Annotated in this window: 24 protein-coding genes and 1 pseudogene; 12 read left to right on the top strand and 13 right to left on the bottom strand. The window is 68.9% G+C overall.

All coding sequences use genetic code 11. From position 1 onward, the window contains the following. Positions 1–26: 26 nt before the first annotated feature. The 6 genes and pseudogenes from HUW62_RS28840 to HUW62_RS28815 form a co-directional block, all read left to right on the top strand. A pseudogene (locus HUW62_RS28840) lies at positions 27–662 on the top strand (J domain-containing protein); the annotation flags it as partial. A gap of 92 nt (positions 663–754) precedes the next feature. After that, positions 755–1,486, top strand: coding sequence for a HEAT repeat domain-containing protein (locus HUW62_RS28835; protein ID WP_163870520.1), 732 nt, complete (start codon positions 755–757; stop codon positions 1,484–1,486). Between the two features lie 103 nt (positions 1,487–1,589). Further along, entirely contained in the window at positions 1,590–3,281 is a 1,692-nt protein-coding gene (locus HUW62_RS28830; RefSeq protein WP_163870521.1) for a hybrid sensor histidine kinase/response regulator, read from the top strand. A gap of 75 nt (positions 3,282–3,356) precedes the next feature. Then, the gene (argS, locus tag HUW62_RS28825) at positions 3,357–5,078 is read left to right on the top strand and encodes an arginine--tRNA ligase (RefSeq protein ID WP_176436219.1); all 1,722 of its coding nucleotides are present in this window, start codon (positions 3,357–3,359) and stop codon (positions 5,076–5,078) included. Between the two features lie 14 nt (positions 5,079–5,092). After that, positions 5,093–7,645, top strand: coding sequence for a 1-acyl-sn-glycerol-3-phosphate acyltransferase (locus HUW62_RS28820; RefSeq protein ID WP_163870523.1), 2,553 nt, complete (start codon positions 5,093–5,095; stop codon positions 7,643–7,645). Positions 7,646–7,719: 74 nt separating this feature from the next. Further along, positions 7,720–8,223, top strand: coding sequence for a DUF6265 family protein (locus HUW62_RS28815; protein WP_163870524.1), 504 nt, complete (start codon positions 7,720–7,722; stop codon positions 8,221–8,223). A 15-nt stretch (positions 8,224–8,238) separates the two neighbouring features. Here the strand turns inward: HUW62_RS28815 and HUW62_RS28810 are convergent, their stop codons facing one another. The 3 genes from HUW62_RS28810 to HUW62_RS28800 are packed head-to-tail and all read right to left on the bottom strand — an operon-like array spanning position 8,239 to position 11,339. Next, the gene (locus tag HUW62_RS28810; protein ID WP_163870525.1) at positions 8,239–8,706 is read right to left on the bottom strand and encodes an Ig-like domain-containing protein; all 468 of its coding nucleotides are present in this window, start codon (positions 8,704–8,706) and stop codon (positions 8,239–8,241) included. Then, complete coding sequence (locus HUW62_RS28805; protein WP_163870526.1) at positions 8,706–9,893, bottom strand: cytochrome c3 family protein; 1,188 nt, start codon at positions 9,891–9,893, stop codon at positions 8,706–8,708. Before HUW62_RS28805 ends, HUW62_RS28810 begins: the two co-directional genes overlap by 1 nt. After that, positions 9,894–11,339 (bottom strand): hypothetical protein, encoded by a 1,446-nt coding sequence (locus HUW62_RS28800; protein ID WP_255203693.1) that lies wholly within the window; start codon positions 11,337–11,339, stop codon positions 9,894–9,896. 66 nt (positions 11,340–11,405) lie between these two features. On the opposite strand from HUW62_RS28800, the gene HUW62_RS28795 reads away from it, so the two are divergent. Continuing rightward, positions 11,406–12,602, top strand: coding sequence for a type II CAAX endopeptidase family protein (locus HUW62_RS28795; RefSeq protein WP_255203692.1), 1,197 nt, complete (start codon positions 11,406–11,408; stop codon positions 12,600–12,602). A gap of 30 nt (positions 12,603–12,632) precedes the next feature. On the opposite strand, the gene HUW62_RS28790 is transcribed toward HUW62_RS28795, so the two are convergent. The 3 genes from HUW62_RS28790 to HUW62_RS49685 all read right to left on the bottom strand — a co-directional run bounded on the left by HUW62_RS28790 (position 12,633) and on the right by HUW62_RS49685 (position 15,447). Beyond that, on the bottom strand, positions 12,633–12,848 hold the full coding sequence (locus tag HUW62_RS28790) for a DUF5818 domain-containing protein (protein ID WP_176436218.1): 216 nt from the start codon (positions 12,846–12,848) through the stop codon (positions 12,633–12,635). Further along, a complete protein-coding gene (locus HUW62_RS28785) occupies positions 12,845–14,653 on the bottom strand; it encodes a S8 family serine peptidase (protein ID WP_176436217.1) in 1,809 nt (602 codons plus the stop codon). Before HUW62_RS28785 ends, HUW62_RS28790 begins: the two co-directional genes overlap by 4 nt. Positions 14,654–14,814: 161 nt before the next feature. Further along, positions 14,815–15,447 (bottom strand): alpha/beta hydrolase, encoded by a 633-nt coding sequence (locus HUW62_RS49685; RefSeq protein ID WP_176436216.1) that lies wholly within the window; start codon positions 15,445–15,447, stop codon positions 14,815–14,817. A gap of 186 nt (positions 15,448–15,633) precedes the next feature. Between HUW62_RS49685 and HUW62_RS28775 the strand changes: the two genes are divergently transcribed. The 3 genes from HUW62_RS28775 (at position 15,634) to HUW62_RS28765 (ending at position 17,545) form a co-directional block, all read left to right on the top strand. Continuing rightward, positions 15,634–16,572 (top strand): hypothetical protein, encoded by a 939-nt coding sequence (locus HUW62_RS28775; RefSeq protein WP_163870530.1) that lies wholly within the window; start codon positions 15,634–15,636, stop codon positions 16,570–16,572. Between the two features lie 33 nt (positions 16,573–16,605). After that, positions 16,606–17,037: a hypothetical protein gene (locus HUW62_RS28770; protein ID WP_176436215.1), complete on the top strand. Its 432-nt coding sequence runs from the start codon at positions 16,606–16,608 to the stop codon at positions 17,035–17,037. An 85-nt stretch (positions 17,038–17,122) separates the two neighbouring features. Continuing rightward, a complete protein-coding gene (locus tag HUW62_RS28765; RefSeq protein ID WP_176436220.1) occupies positions 17,123–17,545 on the top strand; it encodes a hypothetical protein in 423 nt (140 codons plus the stop codon). Positions 17,546–17,605: 60 nt separating this feature from the next. On the opposite strand, the gene HUW62_RS28760 is transcribed toward HUW62_RS28765, so the two are convergent. Genes HUW62_RS28760 through HUW62_RS28750 form a run of 3 tightly spaced genes read right to left on the bottom strand, consistent with a single transcriptional unit; the run spans position 17,606 to position 20,797 of the window. Next, entirely contained in the window at positions 17,606–18,802 is a 1,197-nt protein-coding gene (locus HUW62_RS28760; protein WP_163870532.1) for a class I SAM-dependent rRNA methyltransferase, read from the bottom strand. Positions 18,803–18,806: 4 nt separating this feature from the next. Then, positions 18,807–19,628 carry an HAD-IIB family hydrolase gene (locus HUW62_RS28755; protein WP_163870533.1) on the bottom strand — a complete coding sequence of 274 codons (822 nt, stop codon included), beginning with the start codon at positions 19,626–19,628 and terminating at the stop codon, positions 18,807–18,809. Next, positions 19,628–20,797, bottom strand: a complete 1,170-nt coding sequence (locus HUW62_RS28750; RefSeq protein ID WP_163870534.1) for a hypothetical protein — start codon at positions 20,795–20,797, stop codon at positions 19,628–19,630. Before HUW62_RS28750 ends, HUW62_RS28755 begins: the two co-directional genes overlap by 1 nt. A gap of 80 nt (positions 20,798–20,877) precedes the next feature. Between HUW62_RS28750 and corA the strand changes: the two genes are divergently transcribed. Both corA and HUW62_RS28740 read left to right on the top strand, forming a co-directional pair. Next, the gene (corA, locus tag HUW62_RS28745) at positions 20,878–21,819 is read left to right on the top strand and encodes a magnesium/cobalt transporter CorA (RefSeq protein WP_163870535.1); all 942 of its coding nucleotides are present in this window, start codon (positions 20,878–20,880) and stop codon (positions 21,817–21,819) included. An 18-nt stretch (positions 21,820–21,837) separates the two neighbouring features. Beyond that, positions 21,838–22,623 (top strand): alpha/beta fold hydrolase, encoded by a 786-nt coding sequence (locus HUW62_RS28740; protein ID WP_163870536.1) that lies wholly within the window; start codon positions 21,838–21,840, stop codon positions 22,621–22,623. A 3-nt stretch (positions 22,624–22,626) separates the two neighbouring features. Here HUW62_RS28740 and HUW62_RS28735 read toward each other — a convergent pair whose 3' ends face one another. From HUW62_RS28735 to HUW62_RS28720, 4 genes are all read right to left on the bottom strand, one after another. Beyond that, the gene (locus HUW62_RS28735; protein WP_176436214.1) at positions 22,627–23,805 is read right to left on the bottom strand and encodes a hypothetical protein; all 1,179 of its coding nucleotides are present in this window, start codon (positions 23,803–23,805) and stop codon (positions 22,627–22,629) included. Beyond that, positions 23,802–25,292, bottom strand: a complete 1,491-nt coding sequence (locus HUW62_RS28730) for a hypothetical protein (RefSeq protein ID WP_163870538.1) — start codon at positions 25,290–25,292, stop codon at positions 23,802–23,804. Before HUW62_RS28730 ends, HUW62_RS28735 begins: the two co-directional genes overlap by 4 nt. Before the next feature lie 174 nt (positions 25,293–25,466). Continuing rightward, positions 25,467–25,850, bottom strand: a complete 384-nt coding sequence (locus tag HUW62_RS28725; RefSeq protein ID WP_163870539.1) for a hypothetical protein — start codon at positions 25,848–25,850, stop codon at positions 25,467–25,469. A 37-nt stretch (positions 25,851–25,887) separates the two neighbouring features. Further along, positions 25,888–26,196 (bottom strand): membrane dipeptidase (locus HUW62_RS28720; RefSeq protein ID WP_176436213.1); only part of this gene is annotated, 309 nt, incomplete at its 5' end.

Genomic DNA, 26,196 nt, shown 5'->3' with positions numbered 1-26,196 from the left:
GATGTGTATAAGAGACGGGGGCGGGCCCGGGAGGCTTCGACCCGAACGAGGTGTTCGGCGGCCGGGGCCGTCGCCGCCCGCCCATGGGCCCCGAGCGGGGCAACGACTTGTCCACCCAGGTCCGCGTCACGCTGGGAGAGGCCGTCACCGGCGCCGAGCGCGCCCTGTCGGTGACGCGGCCGAATCGCGGTGGCACGGGCCCGGACGAGACGAGCCGCCTGACGGTGAAGATTCCCGCCGGCGTGCAGACGGGCTCCAAGGTGCGGCTGGCGGGCCAGGGGGCTCCCGGCCTGCGTGGCGGCCCTCCCGGCGACCTCTTCATCGAGACCGAGGTGATGGAGCACCCCCTGGTCCGTCGAGAGGGGGATGACCTGCACCTGGACCTTCCCGTGACGGTCTCCGAGGCGATGTTCGGCGCGGAGGTGCGCGTCCCCACCTTCCAGGGCGAGGTCACCGTCAAGGTTCCTCCAGGCTCACAGACCGCCCGGCAGATGCGCCTCAAGGGGCGCGGAGTACCGTCCCTCAAGGGCGGAGCCGCCGGGGACCTGTACCTCCACCTCCAGGTCAAGGTGCCGGATGCCGACACCCCGGAGACGCGGGCCGCCGCGGAGGCCCTGTCCAAGGCCTACCGCGAGGATGTACGTCGCGAGCTGACGCTGTGATGGCGTTGGCTCTTGTCCTGGGCGCCGCCCCGTCATAGACGGCCCCTCTACCTTCTTCACACGTCGCCGCAGGAAACGGAGCACACGCGCACATGGGCCTCTTCGACATCTTCACGGGCGGTTCGGGGCCCGAGAAAGCCCTCAAGCTCAAGCCCAAGGTCACCCAGAAGTACGGTGACCCGGCCACACGGCAGAAGGCCATCCAGGAGCTGGGGGAGATGAAGTTCCCCGAGGCCGTCTCCGTCCTGCTCGCACGCTTCACCATCACCGTGGACCCGCTCACCACGGACGCGGACGAGAAGGAGCACACCTTCGAGCTGGTGAAGGCCTTCGGCAAGGACGCCGCCGTCCCGCCCATCGTCGAGTTCCTCAGCAAGACGGAGCAGGCCACGTCCTGGGCCCTGCGACTGCTGGGCGAGCTGCTCAGCGAGGAGGACGTCACTGGAGCCTGCGTCAACGCGCTCCAGCACCTGTCCACCACGTACACGAAGAACCCGGAGAAGAAGGTCGTCCTCCTCCACCACATCACCGGCCGCGAGGACGCGCGCGTGCCTCCCGCCGTGCTCCCCTTCCTCGAGGACATGTCGGACGACGTGAAGATCGCCGCCCTCAAGGCGCTCGCCTCCTTCAAGTACGAGCCGGCGCGCGAGCCCATGCTCAAGCTGCTGACCGCCGACGAGACGGCCCGCCGGGTGCAGACCTCCGCGATTGCCGCCCTGGCGGACGCGGGCTTCAGCGTGGCGAGCCACCGGACCCAGGTGGAGCCCCTGCTGGTGGAACCGTTCGTCGTGGACAAGGACGGCCGCATCCAGCGCAAGACCTGAGCCGGGCTGTCCTGTCGGGCAGCCGACACGGCCACTGTCCTCCGGATGGCCCTGCACACCAGGGCCGTTCCCAGGCGCTCGGAACTTGAAGCAGGATTCTCCCGTGCGCTCGAAGAAGAAAGGGGCCCTGGCAGAAGTCGTGCCGCTGCGCCCCAACACCTCGAAGAAGTCCACCCGTCGCGCCGTGAAGCCGCCTCCTCCCGCGGACTCCGACGCCACCGCACGCGCCCTCCTGGAGATGGCGCGGCACCTCACCGACAACGCCGGCCCCACCGAGGCGCTGCGGTCCCACCTCCAGACGCTCCACGCGCTGCTCAAACCCAAGGTCTGTTACGTGGCCCGCTACTTCCCTTCCCGGGAGCAGCTCCACGTCGAGCACGTGCGCGGGCGCTACGACAGCCGCGTCGTCGCCGCCGTCCCGGGCGAGGGCGTGGTGGGACGCGCCTTCTCCGAGAAGAAGCTGCTGCACGAGGCGGACACGCTCGCCGTGCCACTCGAGAGCCCCCACGGCGTCACCGGCGTCCTCGTCGTCCTGGGCGCTCGCCGCACCGTCTCCGACACCGTGATTCAGTCCCTGGCCGCGCAGCTCGCCGCCGCGTACGAGGTGGCCCGCCTCCGCGACGACAGCGCCCGCAGGAACAAGGACCTCCAGACGGCCATCGCCGGCCTCAAGAGCCTGGAGCAGAACCGCGAGGAGCTGCTCGGCAACGTCTCGCATGACCTGAAGAACCCGCTCACCACCATCAAGTCCTATCTGGCGATGATGGGACGCGAGAAACTGGGGCCCCTCACCGACTCCCAGCGCCGCGCGGTGCAGATCTGTGACCGCAACTCCGACCGCATGCTGCGCATGGTGAATGACCTGCTGCTCATGTCCCGCCTCCAGTCCGGGAAGATGCAGCTCAACCAGCGCCCCTTCGGCCTCAAGGCCGTGGCTGAGGAAGTGGTCCGCTCGCTGGGCGTCCTCGCCGAGCACGGCAAGGTCCAGGTCACCATTCCGCCCTGCCCCGAGGTCTTCGTCCGAGGAGACCGCGAGCGCATCGCCGAGGCCATCCACAACCTCGTGGAGAACGGCATCCACCACAGCGAGGCCGACGACAGCGTCGAGGTCAGCGTCTCCACCGAGGATGGACTCGCCACCCTCACGGTGAAGGACAGCGGGCCGGGCATGTCCGCCGAGGCGCTGGAGCACGTCTTCGATGCCTTCTATCGGGCGCAGCCGGGCGTACCTCGGCCTCCGGGCGCGGGGCTCGGAATCCCCCTGGTGGGAAAGATTGTCGCGCTGCACGGCGGCCGGGTGGAGGCCAAGAGCGTGCTGGGTGAAGGAAGCACCTTCGAGATGGTGCTGCCCATGTTCGCCGGGGCGGTGAACTCGCCTGACCTGAACCAGGCGGCCCCCAAGGCGGGCGGCATCCTGCTCGTGGAGGACGATGCGGACTGCCGCGAGGTGCTGCAGCAGGTGCTGGAGCAGGAGGGCTACCGGGTGATGGCCACCTCGGGAGCCTCCGAGGCGCGCTCCATCCTCTCGCACATCCGACCAGCCATGGTGCTGCTGGACCTGCGGCTGAGCGAAGAAGACGGGCAGTCGGTGCTCCGCTTCATCCGTGGCAACGAGTCGCTGGCGGACATCGTCGTGTACATCATCTCAGGTGCCAGCGAGGTGGCCTCCCTCACGTCGGGACAGGGCCTGGAGCGCATTGACGGCTTCTTCGAGAAGCCGCTCCAGTTGCCCAAGCTCCTGGACACGGTGGCGGCGGTGGTGCGGCCCAGCCGCCGGGCTCCAGCAGTCCCCTAGCGGGAAGAATGGACCGCGGAACGAACAAGAGGTGGCCGTAAGCCACCTCTGCTTGGCTAGTATCCGCGCCGTCCCATGAGCTCCTCCGTCTATTCCCGCCACCGCGCCGCATTCGCCCAGGCCCTCGCCAACGCCCTGGGCATGCCGGCTGCCGACATCGAACCCCAGGTCAAGCCCGCGGAAGCCACGCATGGTGACTTGAGCTTCGCCACCTTCCCTCTCGCCAAGGCCCAGAAGAAGGCGCCTCCCGCCATCGCCGCCGGACTCGCCCAGACGCTCAGCGTGCCGGGGCTCGAAATCAAGGCGGTGGGCCCCTACGTGAATGCCCGCTTCACCCTCATGCCCTTCACCGCGGAGGTGCTCGACAGCGCGCGCTCAGCGGGCCTGGCCTACGGCGGTGACGCGGATGCGGGACGCGGCAAGACGGTGACCATCGACTACTCGTCGCCGAACATCGCCAAGCCGATTGCCTTCCACCACATCCGCACCACGTTCCTGGGCCACTGCATCGCCAACATCTACCGGGCGCTCGGCTGGCGGGTGGAGGGCATCAACTACCTGGGCGACTGGGGCAAGCAGTTCGGCCTCGTGGCCGTGGGCTTCCAGGAGTACGGAGACCCCGCGCGCATCGACGACATGGGCCACCTGGTGGAGGTCTACGTCAAGGCGAACAAGCGCGCCGAAGCCGAGCCCGAGTTCGACGCGAAGGCCCGCGACTTCTTCCGTCGCATGGAGGCCGGTGACGCCGAGGCCCTCAAGGTGTGGAGCCAGTTCCGCGAGACGAGCATCCGCGGCTTCAAGACCATCTACGCGCGGATGGGCATCGAGTTCGAGCACATCGAGGGCGAGAGCCGCTACCAGGGGAAGATGGACGCGGTCATCGAGCAGATCGCGAAAAAGCCCGGCGTGAAGGAGTCGCAGGGCGCGCTCATCGTCGACCTGCCCTATGCGGAGAACGAGCCGCCCATCCTCCTCAAGAAGAACGATGGCAGCACGCTCTACGCCACGCGAGACCTGGCCGCCGCCGAGGACCGCTACGAGCGGTTCCACTTCGACAAGTCGCTCTACGTCGTCGCGCAGGACCAGGCGCTGCACTTCCGCCAGATATTCCGCACGCTGAGCGAGATGGGCCAGCCGTGGGCGGACCGCTGCGTGCACGTGGCCTTCGGCCGCATCCACGGCATGAGCACACGCAAGGGCCAGGTGGTGCAGCTCAACGACGTGCTCGACGAGGCCAAGGAGCGCGCCTCCGTCAAGGTGAAGGAGAACCAGGAGGCCGGCAGGCTCCAGTCGAATGACCCGGACCAGCTCGCCGAGCAGATCGGCCTGGGCGCCATCGCCTTCGGCGACCTCAAGCACAAGCGCGCCAGCGACTACACCTTCGACTGGGACGAGGTGCTCAGCTTCGAGGGCCACACGGGCCCGTACCTCCAGTACGCCCACGCGCGCGTCGTCAACGTCCTGCGCAAGGGCGGCGGCGCTCCGGCCAGCTACGACGCGAGCCTGCTGACGCTCCCCGAGGAGCAGGCCCTGGTGCGCGAAATCATGCGGCTGCCCGAGGTCGTCAAGGACGCGGCCGAGCAGTATGAGCCGAGCCTCGTGGCGCGCCTGCTGCTCGACGTGGCCGCGGCCCTCAGTCGCTACTACACGCTGGGCAATCAGGAGCGGGACAAGCGCATCCTCGTCGAGAACGATGACGCGCTGCGTTCAGCACGACTCGCCCTCACGGACGCGGCCCGGGTTACTCTCGCGGCGGGTCTGACACTTCTGGGCATTCCAACGCCCGAGAACATGTAGCCCCGGGGGCTGCCTTGGAAACCGCGCTGTCGCCGTCTGCGAATCAGGGAGAGTCCTTGCTGAAGGCCGAGTTCGGCCCGATGGGCCGGGCATTGGGTGCGCGCTACCTGGAGAGCGTGCACTTCCCGCCCGAGGCCGAGGACGAGCTGCGCAACCTGCACGCCAAGGGTTTCGTGGTGCACGTCATGCGCTCCACGGCCTGGGTGAACTTCCTCTATCTGACCTGGGCCATGGTGCGCAGGACGCTGCCGCCCATCCGCGCGGTGTCCAACCTGCGCCCGTGGTTCACCAAGCCGTGGCGCCAGACGAAGCAGTCCGGCGCGTTCCACGAGCGCTTCGAGTACGCGCAGCAGAACGGGGGCAGCGGACTGGTCTTCCTGCGCCGCACCGCGCTCATGCACGCGTCAGGGAAGGAGACCCACGAGGACCCCTTCCCCGCGCTGGTGGAGCTGGCGCGCAAGTCGGACCGGCCGGTGTACCTGGTGCCGGAGCTGTTCGTCTGGGAGAAGCGCAGCGCCCGGCTCAAGCCCAACTGGGTGGACATGGTGTTCGGCAGCCCCGAGGCGCCGGGCTTCCTGCACTCGATGCTGGCGTTCTTCCGCAACTACAAGCGCGCCCAGTTCCGCGTGGGAGAGCCCATCGACCTGCGGGCCTTCGCCGAGCAGAACCCGAAGGACTCCGTCGAGGTCCTCGCGCGCAAGGTGCGCAGCACGCTGCATGTGCACCTGGCGCGGGAGACTCGCGCGGTGTTCGGCCCTCCGGCCAAGCCCGCCGAGCGCGTCATCGATGAGACGCTGCGCGACAGGCAGCTTCGCAAGGTGGTGGACGAGCAGGCCGCCGAGTCCGGGCGCAAGCAGGAGAGCGTGCTGCGCGAGGCCCGCCGCAACCTGGAGGCCATCGCCGCGAAGCCCAGCCCCACGACGCTGGCCTTCGTGGCGCCCGTGCTGGAGTGGGTGTTCAACCGCATCTACGACGGCATGCACGTCGACGAAGCGGGCCTGCATCGCGCGCTCAAGGCCGCGACGCGCGCGCCCATCGTCCTGTGCCCCAGTCACAAGAGCCACGTGGACTACCTGGTGATGAGCTGGGTGCTCTGGAACCGTGGCTACGCGGTGCCCCTGGTCGCCGCGGGCGCCAACCTGTCCTTCTGGCCCCTGGGCAGCATCTTCCGCCGCTGCGGCGCCTTCTTCCTGCGCAGGTCGTTCAAGGGCGACAAGGTCTACGCCGCGGCCTTCAAGGCGTACGTGCGCAAGCTGGTGCACGACGGCATCCACCAGGAGTTCTTCCCCGAGGGTGGTCGCTCGCGCACCGGCAAGCTGCTGTCACCCAAGCTGGGCATGTTCACGTGGCAGGTGGAGTCGGTGCTCGAGGGCGCGCGCAACGACTTGCTCTTCGTGCCGGTGGCCATCGACTACGAGAAGGTCGTCGAGTCGGGGAGCTATTCGAAGGAGCTGGCGGGTGGAGAGAAGAAGCCCGAGGACCTCAAGGCCCTGTTGAGCACGCCCAAGGTGCTCGCGGCGCGCTACGGCCGAATCCACCTGGGCTTCGATGAGCCCATCTCCCTCATGGAGTTCATGAAGGAGCGCGGCCTCAACCCCGACGAGCCGGTGACGGACGAGCAGAAGAAGGGCCTGGTCCGCGCGCTCGGCAACCGCGTCATGTACGGCATCAGCAAGGTGTCCACCGTGACGCCGCATGCCCTGGTGAGCACGTCCCTGCTGGCCCACCGGCGCCGGGGCCTGACGCAGCGGGAGCTGGCGGACCGCATCAGCATCCTGCGCCGCATCGCACAGGAAGATGGCGCGCCCCAGTCTCGCGAGCTGGGCAATGCCCCCAGCAACCCGGAGACGATGGGCCCCATCCAGGACGCGATGCGCACCTTCATCGACGACGAGATGGTGCGCACGCAGGAGGCGAAGGGCGACGTCATCTACCAGGTGGAGGACAACCGCCGCCCGGAGATGTCCTTCTACAAGAACACGCTGATGAATCTGGTCTCGGCGCGGAGCCTCGTGGCCAACGCCATCCTGGCCGCCGGCTCGCCCGCGCCCTACGACGCGGTGAAGGCTCGCGCCCTCTTCCTGTCGCGCCTCTTCAAGGTCGAGTTCATCTACCGGGTGAACACGACGTTCGACACCATCTTCGCGGAGACGGTGGAGCGCCTGGTCCGCATGGGCCTGGTCATCAACGAGGGCGAGTCCCTGCGCGTGGCCCCGGAGCCCCATGCCCGGCCGGAGCTGGAGTTCCTGGCCGACCTGCTGCGCGACTACCTGGAGGCATACCTCCTGGCCGCGATGACGCTCAACGATGTGGCCACCGGCGTCGCGGAGGACCGCAAGGCCTTCATCCGCCTCGCCCTGGAGACGGGCCGCGCGGAGTACCACGCCGGCCGCATCACCGCCGCCGAGTCCCTGGCCAAGGTGACGCTGGAGAACGCGGTGACCTACCTGCAGGACCAGAAGCTCCTCGTCGAAGAGGACAAGAAGCTCAAGCTGGGGCCGCAGGCCACGGACGCGGAGGCTCGCCGGCAGCTCGCCGACGACATCCGCGAGTACCTCAAGCGCTGAAACGCCGCGCCCACGGGCCGCACTGTCGCCATCGACGGTGCGGCCTGTCAGCGAGGCGTGTGAGGATGGAGGGCATGCTCGTCCGCCCTTCCCTCCTCGTCCTCGCGCTCTGTGGCGCTCCGCTCCTCGGCCTCGGCTGCAAGTCGTCCCCTCCCGAGCGCGACACGCCCTCGCGCACCTGCGGAACCTCCATCCACGACCTCGCCTGGATGTCCGGAGGCTGGCGCCAGGACAAGCCCGGCAGCGCGCTGGAGGAGCACTGGACGCATGCGGACGGCGGCACGCTCTTCGGCGTGAGCCGCGCCATCGTCCGCAACAAGACGGTGTTCTTCGAGTACATGCGCATCGAAGCGCGCGCCGACGGGCTCTATTTCGTGGCCCAGCCCATGGGCCGCCCGGGCACGGACTTCAAGCTGGTGCGCTGCAACAGCACCGGCGTGCTCTTCGAGAACCCCCAGCACGACCACCCCAAGCGCATCTTCTACCAGCGCCCCTCCGCGGACCGCCTCACCGCGCGCATCGAAGGCGACGAGAACGGCAAGGCCGTGTCGCAGGACTTCGACTTCACGCGGCTGTAGCCAGGCGCTCCCGGCTCACGGCGCGGTGCGGAAGACCACCCGCACCTCGGTGGCCAGCGGGTTGCCCTCGAAGTCGGTGAGGACGTCACGCAGCACCAGCGTGTACTGCGTGTTCGGAGACAGCGTGGAGCCCTCGGCGGCCATGGCCTCCACGGTGTACTCGATGTCGCCCCGCCCCACGTTCTGGTCCAGCTCCGGCACCTCCGGAGCGAGGATGGTGAGCGGGACTTCGTCGCGCCCGGCGAACACGGCGATGCCCGGGCGAAGGCTGCGCACGTCCATCGACTCGGAGAAGGTGATGCGCAGCGTCCCGCCCGTCGCCAGCACTCCGCCACCACCCGGGTCCGTGGAGATGACCCTGGGCGGCACCGTGTCGCGTCGCTCGTAGATGGCCTCCCCTGGCTCCAGACATCCCGACAAGGACGTCGTCACGGCCAGGGCCGCCAGCAGCGTGCCCTTCACGAAAGACTGTCGTGCGCGCATCACCGGCACCCCTTCTGCGCCAGGCTCTCCGACGAGTGGCACTTGAGGCAGGCCCGGTCATTCGCGGACGCCAGCTTCTTGCACGACTGCGCGAAGCCCGCCGGGTGCGGGTTGATCTGCCGCCGGGTCGACAGCTCGGAGTGGCAGCTCGTGCAGGACTCCTCGCGGTGGCAGGAGATGCAGCTCGTCAAATCCCTTGATGCGGCGATTCCGTGGTGCTGGGGACCGGGCAGCTCCACCCACGCCGCGTAGTCCGGATGCACCTTCTGGTTGCGCGGACGCAGCGACTTGTCCGCGTCCATGCCCACGCCCACCCGCTCGTGGCACGCGGCGCAGAAGGACTGCGCCCGGTGACAGCTCTCGCAGCGGGGAGAGCCCGCGCGCGCCTGCACCGGGTGCAGCGTGATGTAGTCGTTCGGGTGGATGGACAGCGGCTTCTGCATGCCGTCGTGGCACGTCTGGCAGTAGCTCTCGCTGTGGCACTGCATGCACGTCATCCGGTCCGACTGCGCGCGAGCGCCGTGGTTGAACTCGTAGCGCGGCCCGTGGTCCAGGCCCAACGGGTTGCCCTGCATGGGGCGCAGCAGGCCCGAGTCGAACACGAGCTTCAGCCGCCCCGTGGGCTCCGTGGGGTGACACGTGGCGCAGGTGTTGGAGGCCACGTTGCCGTCGTGGCACTTGAAGCACGTGGCCATCTTCGGGAGCTGGTTGCGCGTGGCGAGCTTCACGTCCGTCATCTCGCCGTGGCACACCGAGCACTCCACCTTCTTGTCCACGTGCTGCTGGTGGCTGAAGTGGAGATTCGCCGCGGGCATGGACAGCTTCGCGGGCTCCTTGCGCACCGTGGCGTCGAAGCCCGGGTGACAGGTGTTGCAGCTCGACTTCGGGTCCGTGGGCTTGCCCTTCCGCCCCGCCTCGATGTCGTGGCACGTCTCGCACTCCTCGTGCCCGGGGAGGTTGACGTCCTTGGGAGACTGGCTGGCGCGGGCCGCGTCGTGGCACGTGGCGCACTCGGCCCCGGCCTCCAGGTGCTGCGCGTGGTCGAAGCGCAGGGGCACGTGCTGCGCGGGATACACGGCGAGGCTGCGCTCGCGAGCCGTGGCGGCCCAGGCGACGCCGGCGCCCACCATGGTGGCGAGCGCGGCCAGGGCGAGCAGCGCGTTTCGGTTCTGGCGGTGCGGCAGCATCTACAGGCTCGCCTTCAGGTCGAAGAGCAGGAAGCCCTTCGTGTCCGAGTCGGTAAACGGGTTGAAGTTCTGCTCCACCACCAGCGAGAGCCGCGTCGCGCGCGTCAGCGCCCGACTGGCCCACACCTGGGCGCCATAGAAGTTGCCCCCCAGGCGCGCGTTGAAGCTGTCGAAGATGCGAGCGAAGGACACCCGTGCGTCCAGGGTGAACCGGTCCCGGTCGAACGAGTAGCCGCCCGTGAGGTCCCCCCAGAGTTGATCTCCACCGAAGCCCGTGCGGTACGTCACATCCAGCGCGGAGCGGAAGGCCCCCGAGCGATACGCCGCGCCCGCGGAGCCACCAACACTGGTGGACTCGGGAGCGCCCTCGCCGTCCACGAAGGCGGCAATCGCGAGGTCCGGGTTGACGTTCTCGTTGTACTTGCTGCCCAGGCCCTGCACGTAGAAGCGCAGCGCGCCAGGGGTGAACAGGTCCACTCGCAGCCGCGCCTCGTCCCGGGGCGCCCACGCGAAGTAGTACCAGATGGAGTCCGCGGACAGCACGGGCGACAGCCGCATCAGCTCGGCCGTCGCCGAGAAGCGCGTGTCATCCCAGCGCAGTTGCGTGCGCACCTGGGCCACCTTGCCCTGCAGCACGTCGTAGTCCACGCCCGCCAGCGCGTTCAGTCCCAGGCCTCGGCCGTAGCGCGCCTCCACCGTGGCGCGCTCCAGGTTCGTCTTCCCGTCCGACAACGCCTTGCGGTAGCCCACCGCCGCGTTGAAGCCCTTCACGTCCTCCATCAACAGCTTCGCGCCGATGAGGGGCTCAATGGCATCGAGCGTCGGGTCCGCGCCCACCACGCCCTCCCTCAGGCGCCGCTCATCGCTCTCCCGCGTCCCCTCCAACTGGTACACGGACGAGCCCAGGAAGCTGGTGCCCTTCACCCACAGCCCGCCGTACACCTCCGCGCCCAACCCCAGGCGGGTCATGTAGCGCGCGCGCACGCCGTCGAACGCGAGGATGTCCGAGACGTCCGTGTAGAGCTGCCGGCCCAGGCGCCCCTCGAAGCCGCCCTTCGCGTAGCGCACGTACGCATGCAACAGCTCTGCGTCTTCGGACTTCAGGCCGTCGACGCGCTCGGCCTCGCCCTTGGGCAATCCGAAGTCCGCCCAGATGCGCAGGTTGGACTCGAAGCCCAGGTCCTGCCCGGTGGCGAGCTCGAAGGCGTTGAGTCCCAGGTATTGGACGATTCGCCGCCGGGGAAGCAGCACCGGGTCATCCGGTGTGCTGCCACGCCACGCACGAATCTGGTACGCCTGCGCCTCGGTTCGCGCTTCCACCAGGAACGCCGACGCGTGCGACGTCGCCGCTCCCAGCCCCACGCCCAGGGCACACAGCACACCCAGGGGTTGTGCGAGCTTCCACCACGTCCGCTGCGCCGTTCGAGCCAGGATGAAGGACGTCAAGGTGCAACCAGTATAGAGAAGTTGAAGTACGGACAGTTCAGCTTTTCGCTCCAAGGAGACGTCAAATTGGAAGATTCCGCTCCCAGCGACGCCCGGCCTCATGAGCCGACGGGGCCCTCCGAGCCGCCTCCTCCAGGGCCCCCTGAGCCGGGGAGTCCGCGGAGGCTCGCGCTGGCGGGGGCGGCGTTGGCGCTGGTGCTGTTCATCCTGGTGGGGGGCTCGGTCCAGTTCCTCAACGCGGCCTTCGGCATCTGGTTCACCGAGCTGTTCATCTTCCTGGCCCTGGGCTGGCTGCTGCCGCGCCTGAGCGGGTGGAAGCCCGCGCTCTACACCGGGCTGACGCCCCTGCCAGGCCTGCCCACCCTCTTCGGCTTCCTCCTGGGCGTGGCCAACTTCTTCGCGCTGGTGGTGCCCATCCAGTTCGTCGCGCAAAAGCTCGCGCCCGAGTGGCTGACGGAGATGTTCGACGGCTCGCGCCTCTTCGACCAGCAGACGCCAGTGGAGCTGGCCGTCATCCTCGCGGGCGTGACGGTGGCCGCGCCCTTCTGTGAAGAGCTGTTCTTCCGAGGCGTCTTCCAGCGGGGCATGACGCCGCGCCCTCCGGCGTCACCCGTGAAGGCCCTGGTGATTTCCGCCGTCGTGTTCAGCGCGTTCCACCTGGACCCGGTGGGCTTCGTGGCGCGCGTGGAGCTGGGCCTGCTGTTCGGCTGGCTCTACCTGCGCACCGGCTCGCTGTGGCCCGGTATCGGCGCGCATGCGGCCAACAACCTGGTGTCCTCCGTGCTGTTCCTCGCGGCCAAGGCGATGGACCAGGAGGCGACGGACACGGACACCTCGCCCCTGGCCGTGCTCTCGCTGGCGGGGCTGGGCTGGATGGGGCTGCTCGGGTTGATGACGTTCGCGCGCCACCATGCCTCCGTGTGGGGCGCGGGTGTGCCCCACAGCGACGAGAGCGCGCGGGAGACGCGGCCCGTCCCGTCCCTCCCGAAGCTGCTGTTGCCCTGGGTGACGGCGGCCACGGTGTCCCTGGTCCTCCTGGGCGTCGTGGACAGGCGAGGCATCTCCCTCAACCTCTTCGACGTGGCCAATCCCCTGACTCCGCTCAAGAAGGACGCGGAGCCCGGGCTGCAAGCCGAGCGGGAGGCACTGGAGGAGCTGCGGTCCGCCGCTCGCCGAGGCGATGCCCCCATGGAGGCGTACCACGAGGAGCGGCTGCGTCAGGTCAGCGCCCACAAGGCGGCGGGGGGCCCCAAGCAGCCCTGACGGGCGCGTGGGGCCGCTCCCCTTCCAACCTCAGACGAAGCGATACGAGCTGACGTTGAACACGGGGCCCACCATGGAGCTGGTGAGCACGTCGCGGTCCACGTCGCCCTCGGCCTCGATGCGCTGGCCGTCCTTCTTGATCTTCCGGTCGCCGCCGGCGAGCTGGTAGGTGGTGCCGTCATCACCTTCCAGCACCCAGACGCCTGTCTCCACGTCCTGGAAGACCACGCGCCCGGAGAGCTTCAAGGCGCGTCCTCCTTCTTCAGCATGGCCCGGGCGACGACAATGCAGAGGACGGTGTTGAAGCCCAGCCACGGCTTCGCCAGGAAGGTGAAGGGCATCCACGACAGCGCGGGCGCACCGGCCCAGGCCGAGTACGCCAGGAAACCCGCGAAGCCCAGCGCGAGTCCGCCCACCGCGGGACGCAGGCCCTTCCAGCCGATGGCCGGCAGCGACAGCAGCACGGGGATGAGCGCGCTGTAGAACAGCGGGCTCACCGTGCGCCCCCGGCCGAAGATGATGCGCTCCCAGTCGGGGATGGGCAGCGATGCCATCTCCACCACGTTCCCCGCCACGTCCGAGGAGCTCACGAACCACGTGCGCACGAAGTACACGCCCACGGTGGACAGGAGCAGCGGCACCAAGAAGGCCGGACGCAGCAGCGCGTTGAGGTAGCCCGGGCGCTCACGGCCGCGCAGGGTCAACAGCACGAAGGCCAAGAGGCCCAGCGCCCAGTACAGCGGCGGCCAACGCGACATCCCGCCGCCCAGCGACGCGAGCGACGCCTCCGCGTTGAGCAGACCGTGGCCGTACTGCTCGGTCCACGCCTGGTCCGCGACCTTCGCCGCGCCGGCATACAGCGCCTTCTCCACCGCGTCCGGAGTCTTCGCGCCCGCCGCGTACAGCATCGCGGCCACCGCGGCCACGTGCGGCGTGGCCATGCTGGTGCCCTGGTACGAGGCGTAGACGGAGCGCGACGGATCTCTCGGGTCGATGGTGTTCTGGAGGATGCCGCCCTCGTCGCCCTTGCGCTTGTCACCGCCGGGCGCCGAGATATCCAACTCCTTGCCGTAAGAGGAGTACGGCGCGAGCGAGCCATCCGGCCCCACCGCCGACACCGCCACCGCGCCGGGATACGCCGCGGGGAACTCGACGCGCGCGCGACCGCCATTGCCGGCCGCGGCGACCACGGTGACGCCCTTCTTGCGCGCGTACTCCACCGCGTTGGCCATCACCTGCGAGTAGCCGCCACCACCCAGCGACATGTTGATGACGTTGGCGCCCTTGTCCGCCGCGAAGCGGATGGCGTCCGCGATGTCCGCCGTGGTGCCGCCACCGAAGTGGTTGAGCACCTTCACCGGCATCAGCGTCGCCTCGAAGGCCACGCCCGCGACACCCTCACCGTTGTTGGTGGCCTGGGCGATGGTGCCCGCCACGTGCGTGCCGTGCCCGTGGTCGTCGTTGGCGTGCTCGTCGTCGTTCACGAAGTCGTAGCCGGGAACGAACTTCACGCCCTTCAGGTCCGGCACCTGCTTGAAGTCGTCGTGGTCCTCGTAGGCGATGCCGGTGTCGAGCACCGCCACCACCACGCCCTTGCCCCGGCTGCGCTCCCACGCCTTGGGCATGTCGATCATCTTCAGGTTCCACTGCCGCGTGTACTCCGGATCATTCGGAGTGTAGCTGGCGCGGACCTCCATCAGCGGCTCGGCGGCCTCGACGCTGGGGTGCTGGCGGATGCGCTCCAGCACGCCCTGCACGTCGTCCACGCCCACCGCCAGGGTGAGGGCCTCGTCGGCGCTCTCCACGGAGTTGAGCTCCAGGTCCACGCCCCAGTCAGCCTCCCAGGCGTCGAACTCGGCCTTCGTGGTGCCGTCCTTGAAGTCCACGAGGATGGCGTGGGGAACGACGTCCACGTCGTCAGCCAGGTTGTCGAGCGAGGCGGGAGGCGCGGGCGGACGCTCGGCGTCGCTCTCCGCGGACTTGCACGCAGGGGCTACCGTCACGGCCAGGGCCAGCGCGGCGCCACCCAGGGTCCATCGCACCATCCGCATCGGGCTACTCCTTGAGGAACGAGGCACGCTTCCGGAAGACCCTACGAACGAACGGCGAAACGATTGGGTCTGCACAGACAGTCTGTACGTCCGCTCTCCCGGCGTGCAAGTGCGGGAGGCTGAAGAAATGTGAAGAAGTCCGCTGGGTTGCAGCGCATCGGTCATCCGCCGGAGAGCCGCTGGAGCCAGGTGGACACCGCCCGTCCCACCTGCGGCAGGTTGCGCTGGAACGTCGCCCCCGCGTCGTCGATGACCTCGAAGTCCCCTCCGGCCCGCGCCACCGCCGCCGACACCGCCGCCCGGGGCATCCGCTGGTCCTCTTCCCCTTGGACCACCAACAACGGGCAGGTCACCCGCCCCAGCACCGAGGCATCCACGTCCGCCGGCGCCACGAGGCACAGCCCGCCCACGGCCGGGAACCTCGCCTGGAGCGCCAGGGCCACCTGGGCTCCTCCGTGGAGCGCCGCCACCGCCAGGGCGCTCGTCCCCGCGGTCTCCAGCAGCACCCGCATGGCCGCCTCGGCGTCCTCGAGCAGCGCCAGGTCCTTGCCCCGTGGCCCCTGACTCGCGCCCACACCCCGGTGGTTGAACCGCAGCGTGGGGAAGCCCGCGCTCGCCGCCGCCCAGGCCAGCTCCGCCGCGATGACGTGATCCATCCCCCCACCCTCGTCCGGTCTCGGCGGGATGATGAGCAACGGGGGCGCGCGCTTGCCGCGATGCGCCGTGCCCTCCATCACCACCGAGCCCACCGGAACCAGGGTGGAGCGCTCCAGGAACTGACCTTTCTGGACCATGTCACCCACACCTTAGGAGGGCTCTCGCCGAGCCGATACCTCTCCGGAGAGCTTTGACACGGCGCGTCGGAATTCAGCGTTTGAAGCGAATTACCGCGTTTGTGCGCAACTTCAGACGGGTTCCTGGGACAATGGGGCAAGGACTTTTCTTCCATCCCCCATTTTTGACCGCTGGAGCCTCCCCCCATGAGCACCATCGAGCGCGGCCGTACCCTCGTCGGCACCACCCCTCGGACGAACGTCGCGCGCACGGCTGAAACGAACACGGCGGCGACGCCCGCGGTGCAGCCGACGGCGCAGCGCACGAACGCGGTCGTTGACGGCTTCGACAGCAAGGCGGCGAACACCGCCTCCGTCGCGAAGGTGTTCACCGCTCCGGCCGGCTCGAAGGACAAGGTCTACGACGGCAAGCTGGTGGGCGCGAATGGCCAGACGTTCGAGCCCGGCACGCCGCTCAAGGACATCCCCGCCGTCACGCCTCGCAACAACCCGAACGCGACGGCCACGGTCATCTACACCAACGGCATCCGCACCGATAAGGACAAGCAGGGCGGGGAGCTGCAGGCGCTGGCGGACCGGACGGGCATGCGCGCCATCGGCATCCACAACGCCACCGAGGGCACCATCTCCGACATCCTTCAGTGCGTGAAGGACAAGATGGACAAGGGCACCAACCCCGCCGTGGACACCCTGGCTGACACCATCTACGGCGAGCTGAAGGCGGGCCGGGACGTGCACCTGGTGGGCTACAGCCAGGGCGGCCTCATCACCTCGCGCGCGCTGTCCGACGTGGCGCGCCGGCTGCGCATCGAAGATGGGATGTCCCCGGCGCAGGTCCAGCAGACGATGAGCAAGCTGAACGTCGAGACGTTCGGCGCGGCGGCCGGCACCTACCCGGACGGCCCCAACTACGTGCACTACGTCAACAACCGCGACGCGGTCCCCACCCTCTTCGGTCTGGGCAGCAAGGGGTGGACGCCTGGTGACCTGCTCCGCCATGCGGGCAAGGGCGCGCAGGTGCACTACTTCTCCGAGGACACCGTCTTCTCCGGTGCCCACTCGCTGACCGACACGTACCTCAACCACCGCGTGCCCTTCGAGCAGGCCCGGGCCGGCCAGTTCTGAGAGCCTCCCGTCAGTCGTGGTAGATAGACAGCCATGACGCGTGACGAGGCAACTCAACTGGTGCAGTCGTACCTGACGGCTCAGGGCGCTCCCCTGAGCCCCGGTCTCAATCAGAAGGGGCTCGGCGGAGCCGTGGTCGGCGAGGCGCAGGTGTACTTCGAGCACTCGACCGATTCGGGCGAGCTGAAGTGCAGCGCCCTCATCTACCGCTTCCGCGACGCGCCCCGCCCCGGCGTCCTCGACGGCTTCCGCGACGAGCAGAAGGCCGGCACGGACACGGGCGGCGGCACGGTCGACTTCGAGTCGGAGAGCAAGAGCCTCTTTCTCAGTCGCACGTACACGACGCGCCCCATCGACCTGGTGTTCGCCTCCGAGCTGAGCAAGCTGATGGCGGCGAGCCTCGTCTGGGGTGACACCGTGTTCGAGCGCGTCGCCTCGAAGGTCATCCCGACTCCGTCCCCCTGACATGGCCCTCGCGTTCTCCCGCCATCTCCAGTGGCTGCTGGCCACCATCGGCCTCGCCAAGCCCCCGCCGCCTCCGGGCGGCCCCATGACTCGCGAGGCCGCGCGAGCGCTGGTCCGCTGGTACCTGCAGACGCAGGGCGCCGGGATGAGCGAGGGCCTCAACGAGAACGGCCTGGGAGGCACCATGGTGGGCAGCGCGCAGCTCTACTTCGAGCACCACGCGGACACGCAGGTGCTGGAGTGCAGCGCGCTCGTCTACCGCTTCCGTGAAGACCCCAAGCCGGGTGTCATCGACGGCTTCCAGAAGGAAGCCCAGGAAGGCGCCGACACGGGCGGCGGCACGGTGGACTTCGAGACGGAGAACAAGAGCCTCTTCCTGAGCCGGAACTACGCCCAGATACCCTCGAGCGCCGAGTTCACGAAGGAGATGGAGCGGCTCATGAAGGCCAGCCTCGACTGGGGTACCACGGTGTTGGACCGCGTGGCCTCGCGCGTCTTCGGGACCTGACAAGCGCCTGCCCTCGCACGCGGGCCCGGGCGGAATCCCGGGCCCACGAGAGCGGCGGCGCTACACCGCCTGAAGCACGTAGAACTTGAGGTACTTGCCCTCGGGGAACTGCAACCGCACCGGGTGGTCCGGAGGCTGGTAGCGCTCCTCGACGAGTGCCAGGTCGACGCCGGCCTTGAAGCCCGCCTCGCGCACCGCGCCGATGAAGTCCTCGGGAGTCACACGCGCCGAGCACGACGCCGTGGCCAACAGGCCTCCGGGCCGCAGGAGGTTCAGCGCCTGCCGATTCAGGGACGCGTACCCATCCAGGGCCGCCTGCACCGCGCGCTGGCTCTTCGCGAAGGCCGGCGGGTCCAGGATGATGAGGTCGAACGTGCGGCCCTCGTCCTTGAAGGACTGGATGACCGTGAACACGTCCGCCGCGAGGAAGTCATGCTTCTCCGCGGGCAGCCCGTTGCGGGTGAAGTTCTCGCGCGCCAGGGCGATGGCCTCCGGGTCGATGTCCACGGAGAACACCGTGTTCGCCCCGCCCAACGCCGCGTTGACGGAGAAGCCGCCGCTGAAGCTGAAGCAGTTGAGCACGTCCCGGCCCTTGGCCAGTCGACGGATGAGGTGACGGTTCTCCCGCTGGTCCAGGAAGAATCCCGTCTTCTGGCCGCGCCACACGTCCACCATGAAGGTGACGCCGCGCTCGCGGATGGCGATCTGCTCCGGCGCGTCGGGCCCGTACAGCATGCGCCCCGAGCCTCGGCCCTCGTCCTCCTCCACGTCGTCCCGCGCCACTTCATCGCGACCGACGATGCCCTTGAGGCCAGGGATGCCGGCCTTGAGCGCCTCGACGATGAGCGGGCGATACGGCGTCAGGCCCGCCGAATACAGCTTCATCACGGCCCAGCCCGCGTAGAGGTCCACCACCACGCCCGGCAGCCCGTCGCCCTCGCCGTGAATCAGGCGGTAGCTGTCCGTGTCCGTCAGGTCGATGAGGGACTGGCGCTCGGCCAGCGCGCGCCGCACGCGTCGGGTGATGAAGCCCGAGTCCACCGTGTCCCGCGAGTCACGCGTCAGCACCCGCACCGCGATGGCGGAGTGAGGGTCGTAGTACCCCCGCGCGACGAACTTCCCGTTCTCCGTCAGGTCCACCACGCTGCCGGCGGGGATCCTCGGGATGTGCTCCAGCGCCTTGCGAAACACCCACGGGTGTCCCGCGCGCAGGTGGCGCCCCAGTCCCCGCGCCAGCTCCAGCTTCACGACATTCACGGTGTCACTCCTCACGAGCCCCACGGCCCCGCCGAGCGAGGAGGGCCCGAGCCAGCTCCTCGAAACCCTTCCCCTCGGCTGCCCTTGTAATGAAAGCCGGCGGCGCGTCGATGCGGTCCAACACCGCGCGCACGTTGGCCACGCCCACGCCCAGCTCGAAAGCCTGGAACATCGGGGCGTCGTTGAAAGAATCCCCTACATACACGTAACGGCCATCCCGAGGCTCCAGCCGCTCGCCCCACGCCACCCGCGCGAAGCGCCGCGTCGCCGTCAGCTTGTCGAAGCGACCGAGCCAGCAGTTGACGTGCACGGACGAGCGCACCGCCGTCACCCCGCGCGCCTGCAGCAGCGCCTCGATGCGCGCCGCCCCCGCCTCACCCAGGCGGGCCTCCTCGTTGTAGTCCACGGCCAGGTCCACTTCCGTGTACGCGCTGTCCACCGACAGCCGCGCCCCGGGGACCTGTTTCAGCACCCGCCCGACTTCCTTCTCGAGCCGACGCCGGTTCGCCACACGCTCGGCCGGCGCCTCCAGGTACACCTTGCGCAGCCCTCGCTTGCCTCGCAGGAAGAACAGGCCGCCGTTCTCCACGATGACGCCATCCACCGGGAGCTGCCGCGCCCACGCCTCGCCCCACCCCGCCGGCCTGCCGCTCACCAGCACCACGCGCAGCCCGGCCGCGGACAACCGCTCCAGGGCCCGCACGGTGTCCGAGCGCAGCTTGTGGCCGGTGGTGAGGGTGCCATCCACGTCCGTGAAGACGCCCTCGACACGGGACAGGTCCGCCTCGCGCAGCGGGCGCGGTTCCACCTTGCTGGACGCCGCCATCACATCACGTCCAACTGGGCCAACAGTCCCTGGAAGACCGAGATGGTGGCGTCGAGCTCCGGGCCCGTGAGCTGGGCCAGGGGCTGCTTGCGGACCTTGCGCAGGAACGCGTCCAGGTCGGAGGCCCGCCCGTAGAGGGACTGGGCGCTCGCGGCGGCCTCGGCCAGGAGACGGGCGGAGACGGGCGCGTCCGAGTCCACCAGCGACGAGGCCCGCTCCAGCTTCACGCCGCAGGAGGCCCACACCTCGCGGTCATGGATGATGAGCACCTGGCGCTGATTCACGGCGGACAGGCCCCGGACGAACGCGTCCAGCTCGCTCACCACCTTGATGAGGTCCTCACGGGCGGGGTTGGGCAGGATCGCCAGCCGCCCTACCTCCGCGCGCATCTCCACGATGTGGCGCTTGTCCTGCGCGCGCAGGTTCCGGTACGCGGCCGTGCGGCCGAAGGCGTCCATCTCGGTCTGGAGCTGCTGAGCGTTCCACTGCACGTCCTCGGGCTCCGCCTCGCGAACCTTGTTGTGCCGCGCCGTGAGGATGCGGCCCAGGTCCGCGGTGATGGCGCGCACCGTCACCGCCGCCTTCACCTCCGCCTCGTGCCCAGGCACCACCTGCGCCCGCGTCACTTCTCCGAAGGTGCTCGCCGTCTCGAAGACGAGGTTGCTGACCTCCTCGCGGAAGCGCGCCCGGAAGCGCTGGATTTCCGCCAGCAGCGTCCACCTGTCGCTCACCACGGAGGGGTTGCGCATCGCCTCGCCGAGCTGGGTCACGCCCTGGGCAAGCTGCGACATCGCCTCCCGGAGCAGCGCGGATGGGTCCTTGGAAGGCGCGCCGTCCATCTCCCGCATCAGGTCCGCGAGCCCCTCCGAGGACTGCGCGGGGAACTGCTCGCGGATGACGTTCAACAGGGCGTTGACGTCCATCACCGTGTCTCGGATGACGGGCGCCATCTCCTCCCAGAGCGAGAGGTCCGGGCTGGAGTCCACCACCGGCGTCTCGTACTTCACCAGGTCCATGTCACTCAGCCGGCCAATGGCCTGGGCGGCGGCGGCGTACACCTTGCGCAGCCGGCCCGCGAAGACGCGGTCGGGGTGGGCCTGAAGGATTTCCTCGAGCCTTGGGGTCAGGGAGGTCTGCGGGTTATCGGCGTCAGCGGACACGGGGGGCACACTCTAGCGCTCGACTTCCGCGCGGGGGAGTTCTAGCACTCGGACCGGGGCCGCGCCGCAAGGCCCGGGAGCGCTACGGGATGATCCAGGTCTGTCTGCTGAAGGACGGAACCCTCTTCACCGGGGGTGAGGAACTGCTCGCCGAGGAGGGCCGGAAGTGGATTGACGTCCTCCACCCCGACGAGGCGGTGATGGGACGACTGGCCGAGCGCTTCGGCCTCCACAAGCTGGCCGTCGAGGACTGCCTCCACCTGGACCAGCGGCCCAAGCTGGAAGAGTACCCGAACCATGTCTTCATCGTCCTCCAGGGGTTCACCGCCGGGAAGGACGTGTGCGAGCTGACGCTGCATGAGCACCACTTCTTCCTCGCGAAGGAGTGGATCATCACCGTGCACGAGCTGCCCTTCGCGGGACTGGAGGCCGTCCAGCAGCGCATCCGCTCGGACCCGAACTCGACGCTCGGGCGCGGCACGGACTTCGTCCTCTACCTGCTGGCGGATGGACTGGTGGATGCGCAGTTCCCCATCCTCGACACCTTCAGCGACGAGTTGGAGGACCTGGAGGTGTCCATCTTCGAGCGGGCGGAGAAGTCCCACCTGCAGCGCATCTTCGAGATGAAGCGGATGCTGGTGCAGCTACGGCGGGTGCTGTCACCGCAGCGGGACGTGGTGGGGCTGATGGCGCGGCGAGGCATCCCCTACGTCGACGAGCGCACCACCCTCTACTTCCGCGACGTGTATGACCACCTGGTGCGCCTGTACGAGCAGATTGATGCCGGGCGCGACATCCTGGGCAACGTCATGGACGGCTACCTGTCCATGGTGGCCAACAAGACGAACGACATCACCAAGCAGCTCACCATCTTCGCCACCATCTTCCTGCCGCTGTCGTTCATCGTCGGATTCTTCGGGCAGAACTTCGATGCGCTGTCGAGTCGGGGGGCATACATCGCCATGTGGGTGATGATCATCGCCCTGCCCGTGGGCCTGTTCTTCTGGTTCAAGCACAAGCAGTGGCTCTGAGCCCCGCTTGGAGGACGCATGCTGACCGTCACCGTGGATGGAATCCCGCTGCACTACCGCGACGTGGGCCAGGGTCTGGCCGTGCTGTTGCTACACGCCTTCCCTCTCAACGGCGACGCGTTCGACGCCCAGGTGAAGGCCCTGTCCGGGCGCTACCGCTTCATCGTCCCGGACATCCGGGGCTTCGGTCAGAGCAAGATTGGTGAAGGCCCCACCGAGATGTCCCGCATCGCGAGCGACGCGCTGGGGCTGCTCGATGCGCTGAACATCGACCGGGCCGTGGTGGGCGGCGTGTCCATGGGTGGCTACGCGGCCATGGCCCTGTTGCGCGAGGACGCGGGCCGGGTGGCGGGCCTCGTGCTGATGGACACGCAGTGCACCGCCGATGACGACGCGGGCAAGGCGAAGCGGGAGGCCTCCGCGAAAGAGGCCCTGGAGAAGGGACACGACGCCGTCATCCAGGCGCTGATGCCCAAGCTCATCTCCTCGCCTCCGGACTCGCCGGTGGGGCGCGTGGTGGAGGCGCAGATTCGCACGGCCTCTCGCGAGGGCATCGCCGCGGCTCAGCGAGGCATGGCGCTGCGCCCGGACAGCAAGGACATCCTGGCGCGCTATGCCGGACCCGCGCTGGTGGTGGTGGGCGAGCACGACGCCATCACCCCGCTGGAGAAGGCGAAGCAGATGGTGGACCTCGTCTCCGGAGCGAAGCTGGAGGTCATCCCCGGCGCCGCGCACCTGTCCAACCAGGAGCGGCCGGAGAAGGTCAACGCGGCGCTCGACACGTTCCTCTCGTCGCTGCGCTGAAGCTCAGGAGCCTCGCGCCTTCGAGCGCCGGGCCTCCTCCAGGACATGGTCCTTGAGCAGGTAGCCGAAGCCCGCGTTGTGGAGTCGGAGGAGCAGTTCCTGTCGGGTGGAGCCGAGCCTCTCCGCGGTGTCCTCCATGTTCCACGAGGACGCCGCGAGCTGTTGCAGCAGATATGCCCTGCGCGTCTGCGCGGCCGAGAGCCGGTAGGTCTTGAGGTACTCCAGGGTGCCATCGGGGCCGACGATGGCCTCGCCCAGGTGGTTCTCCTCCGAGGGAACCAGGCTGGTGTGGAAGTGCTGGAGCAGGAAGGGCCCGGCCTCGTAGACCTTGCGCGACGTCACCTCCACGCCGAACAGCCCGCCCGCCATGAAGCCGTGGAAGGCAGCCCAGTCCGCGCGCATGCGCGCCACCTCCGTGCGAAGGTCCTCCACGCTGGACACGCGCTTCGCGTCCAGGGACAGGCCCAGCTCCGGGGCCTCCAGCAGATATCCGTACTGGAGCAGCAGGTCCCCGTAGAAGTCTTCGAGCAGCGTGCGGTGCAGCAGCCGGTAGTCGTCCGGATGCGCGACGACGAATGCGGAGAGCAGCTCATCCGCGTTGAACAACAGCAACCCCACTTGCTGCTCGTGGACCTCGAAGGTGCGCAGCGCGCCGTCCAGCGCGGAGCTGGCCCACCCGGGTACGACGCCCTCGACTCGCGGACTCAGCCCGTGGGACAGGGCCTCCCGCGAATACTCCGCCCAGGCGATATCCGGCCCGCCGAAATGCAGCGCCAGGAAGCCCTCCATGGCGAGGTGCAGCGGCAGCATGCGCAACTGGTTGCGGTCTTCTCGGTGCACCATCCTGTGCAGCAGCCGCACGGAGAACGGGCCCACCTTCACCTTCTTGCCCTCGGGCGCCTGCAGGCGCGTGCCGTAGACGGCCTCCGCCTGTCGGTTGCCCCAGCTCACCACCATGCCGTGCGGAATATAGGAGCCGTACTTGAGCCCTCGGCTCGTCGGCGCGCCCTCCAGGGCCACCACCGACAGCGGCGCGTCCGAGTAGTCCCTCCGCGCGAAGCGAAGGTCTCCCTTCACCTCGTCCCGCAGCACCGGCACCAGGCGGATGCGGCCGAAGACTTGCGAGGGCGCCAGCCGCAGGCCCTTCGGCTCCAGGCGTTGAATGAGTCGCGTGTCCGTCATGCCTCGCCCTCCTCCACACTCACGGACACTCCCGGTGCCGCGCTGGCGATCCTGTGTGCGTCCCGCTCCAGCCAGGACACCACCCTCGCGGAGAGGTAGCGCTCCAGCTCCGCCAGCGACGCGGTGCCCTCCGCGAAGCGCGCGAAGCCCAGCACCGTGGGCACGTCCTCCGCATCCCTCACGCCCACCGTGGCCACCGCGCCACCAAACGAGCGCGGCGAGTACTCCTCCGCGTCGAAGACGGGGTTGACGTGCACCAGCGCCGTGCGGCGCCCCGGGTCCAACCGCTCGCGGAACACCCGCGTCAGCTCCGCCACGGCCTTGGGCGGGTCATTGTCGTAGCCGTCGGAGACGATGACCACCAGCTCCGCGCCCCACGCCAGTGCGTCCAGGAGCGGCGTGGCGAGGTCCGTCTGCCCGCGCGCGGTGACAAGCAACGGCTCCTCCACGGGGCACGTCCAGAAGGCGCGGTACTCGCGCGCGGAGGCGGACAGCAAATAGTGCGACGCCAGGGCCACGCCCAGTGGACGCCGCCGCTTCTGCAGCGAGCCCGACGAGGAGTAGCTGTTGTCCAGCACCGCCGCCACACGCCCGAGAGAGGCCGGTGCCCGCGCCAGCACCCGCGCGGACGCACGCTCCAGCGCGGTGTGCAGCTCGTCCCGACGCGCCTCGCGGACCTCGTCCTTCATCGACAGGACATAGAGGGCCAGCTTCGTCAGCGGCGCGCGCGACAGGTCCACCTGAGGCTCCACGGCGCCGTGGCGCGCGGCGGATTCCTGGAGGCGCAGCCGCTCCGCCTGGGTGAGCCGGGGCTCGATTCGCTGGAGGAACACGTCCCGGGGGACGCCGTGCTTTTGCGCCAACCCCTCCGCCACGGTGTAGGGCAGCTCGTAGAGCGCCTCCTGGGCGAAGTGGGCCTTGCGGAACGTCTCCAGCAACGGCTGCGTGTAGACGCGCTTCTTCCAGCCATGGAAGAGGAACGGGCCCAGCTCACCGTCCAGCTTCAGGTGGCCATGCACCACCGCCGCGCGCAGCTTGGCGCGGTACTTCACCGCATCGAAGGGGAGATTCGAGCGCCCCGCCAGGTACTCGCGGGCAATGGCTCGGGCGCGGCGGTTGTTGATGTGCCGCGAGCGCAAGGACTCCAGCACCCGGAAGGCCCGCTGCGTCGGCAGACCGCGCAGCGCGGCGGCGATGAGCGAGCCTTCCTCCTGGCGCTCCACCGGGTCCGCCGGACTGCCGACGGCGAGCAGGTTGAGGATGATCTGCGCCTGGTTGAAGTGGTTGATGCCCGCGGCGAGCGTGCGCCGGTACAGCCGCCGGTAGTTGCCGAGGATGTACTGGTGCAGGAACTCGATGGAGACCGACTGCCCGCGTGCGTCACCGTAGAACTCCCGCTGACCCGTGCAGGAGAAACACGCGTTGACGAACATCACCAGGTCCTCGCGGGCGACCTGTTCGATGCGGACTTCGGCGGCCACGGCCATCGCGCGCACTGCCTCCAGACAGGAGAGAGGAGCGCCGCTCGGGGAGAAGTGAAACGACCAGCGTGTCAGGCTCCAAAGGCTTGAATCGGAAGTCGCATCGGAGTCCCGCGAGCGGCGGCTCCGACGCTACCACACGTCCTGTCCCGAAGAGTCCTGACGCCCGCCCTCAGCGCCTCACGGCTGGCACGTCACCTCGGAGTTGTCGACCTCGCAAGAGGCACACGTCGCCGTCTCCACCAGGGTCCCCTGGCGGCACTCCAGCACGGCCTTGCCATCCTGGCGGCACAGCCCCCGGCCCTCGGAGCTGGAGGAGCAGGCATCCCCCGCGGCGTTGCCGGAGGTGTCGCACCGCACGGCCTCGTCGGACTCGCGGCAACCGAGCGGCCCGCGACAGGGGACCTCCCGCCACGTCCCGGAGCGGCACTCCAGGGCGAGGACATTCTCCTGACAGACAAAGGTGCCCGCCTCATCACAACTGTCTCCCGCGCTGGCGCCACCGCAGCCGGAGAGGAGGAGGGAGCCAACGACGGACACAAGGACGAAGAGAGAGCGGTTCATGAGCTTGCGGCCAATATTTCGAGCGGACCGCCGCCGGTCAACCACCCAGTGTCGACTGGAAGAAACGCCGGAAATTTCCTCCCATGACTCGTTCCACCCAGGACTCTGGATGTCGGCGCAGCAGTGCCGTGGTGAGCAGGTGCAAGTCGGTGACGTCCTTCATCCCCCGTGGCAGCGGCACCATTCCGTCGTAATCCGAACCCAGGCCCACGCCCTCCTCGCCCATGACGTCCACCGCGTGTTCGATGTGGCGGACCACGTCATCCACCGCGTCACCCCCTAGATAAACGGGGGCGAAGATGATGCCCACCATCCCGCCCCGGTCCGCGATGAAGCGCAGCGAGGC

The organism is Myxococcus sp. AM011, assembly GCF_013372595.1.
GTDB classification, from domain to species: domain Bacteria; phylum Myxococcota; class Myxococcia; order Myxococcales; family Myxococcaceae; genus Myxococcus; species Myxococcus eversor.
This window is presented reverse-complemented; position numbering and strand designations above follow the sequence as displayed.

Coding starts and splice junctions, on each gene's coding strand:
- HUW62_RS28810 (WP_163870525.1), bottom strand. CDS start 8,706: ATGCGCGCACGACAGTCTTTCGTGAAGGGCACGCTGCTGGCGGCCCTG.
- HUW62_RS28835 (WP_163870520.1), top strand. CDS start 755: ATGGGCCTCTTCGACATCTTCACGGGCGGTTCGGGGCCCGAGAAAGCC.
- HUW62_RS28755 (WP_163870533.1), bottom strand. CDS start 19,628: ATGGCGGCGTCCAGCAAGGTGGAACCGCGCCCGCTGCGCGAGGCGGAC.
- HUW62_RS28785 (WP_176436217.1), bottom strand. CDS start 14,653: ATGCGGATGGTGCGATGGACCCTGGGTGGCGCCGCGCTGGCCCTGGCC.
- HUW62_RS28730 (WP_163870538.1), bottom strand. CDS start 25,292: ATGGCCGTGGCCGCCGAAGTCCGCATCGAACAGGTCGCCCGCGAGGAC.
- HUW62_RS28815 (WP_163870524.1), top strand. CDS start 7,720: ATGCTCGTCCGCCCTTCCCTCCTCGTCCTCGCGCTCTGTGGCGCTCCG.
- HUW62_RS28770 (WP_176436215.1), top strand. CDS start 16,606: ATGACGCGTGACGAGGCAACTCAACTGGTGCAGTCGTACCTGACGGCT.
- HUW62_RS28735 (WP_176436214.1), bottom strand. CDS start 23,805: ATGACGGACACGCGACTCATTCAACGCCTGGAGCCGAAGGGCCTGCGG.
- argS (WP_176436219.1), top strand. CDS start 3,357: ATGAGCTCCTCCGTCTATTCCCGCCACCGCGCCGCATTCGCCCAGGCC.
- HUW62_RS28805 (WP_163870526.1), bottom strand. CDS start 9,893: ATGCTGCCGCACCGCCAGAACCGAAACGCGCTGCTCGCCCTGGCCGCG.
- HUW62_RS49685 (WP_176436216.1), bottom strand. CDS start 15,447: ATGGTCCAGAAAGGTCAGTTCCTGGAGCGCTCCACCCTGGTTCCGGTG.
- HUW62_RS28740 (WP_163870536.1), top strand. CDS start 21,838: ATGCTGACCGTCACCGTGGATGGAATCCCGCTGCACTACCGCGACGTG.
- HUW62_RS28725 (WP_163870539.1), bottom strand. CDS start 25,850: ATGAACCGCTCTCTCTTCGTCCTTGTGTCCGTCGTTGGCTCCCTCCTC.
- HUW62_RS28765 (WP_176436220.1), top strand. CDS start 17,123: ATGACTCGCGAGGCCGCGCGAGCGCTGGTCCGCTGGTACCTGCAGACG.
- corA (WP_163870535.1), top strand. CDS start 20,878: ATGATCCAGGTCTGTCTGCTGAAGGACGGAACCCTCTTCACCGGGGGT.
- HUW62_RS28775 (WP_163870530.1), top strand. CDS start 15,634: ATGAGCACCATCGAGCGCGGCCGTACCCTCGTCGGCACCACCCCTCGG.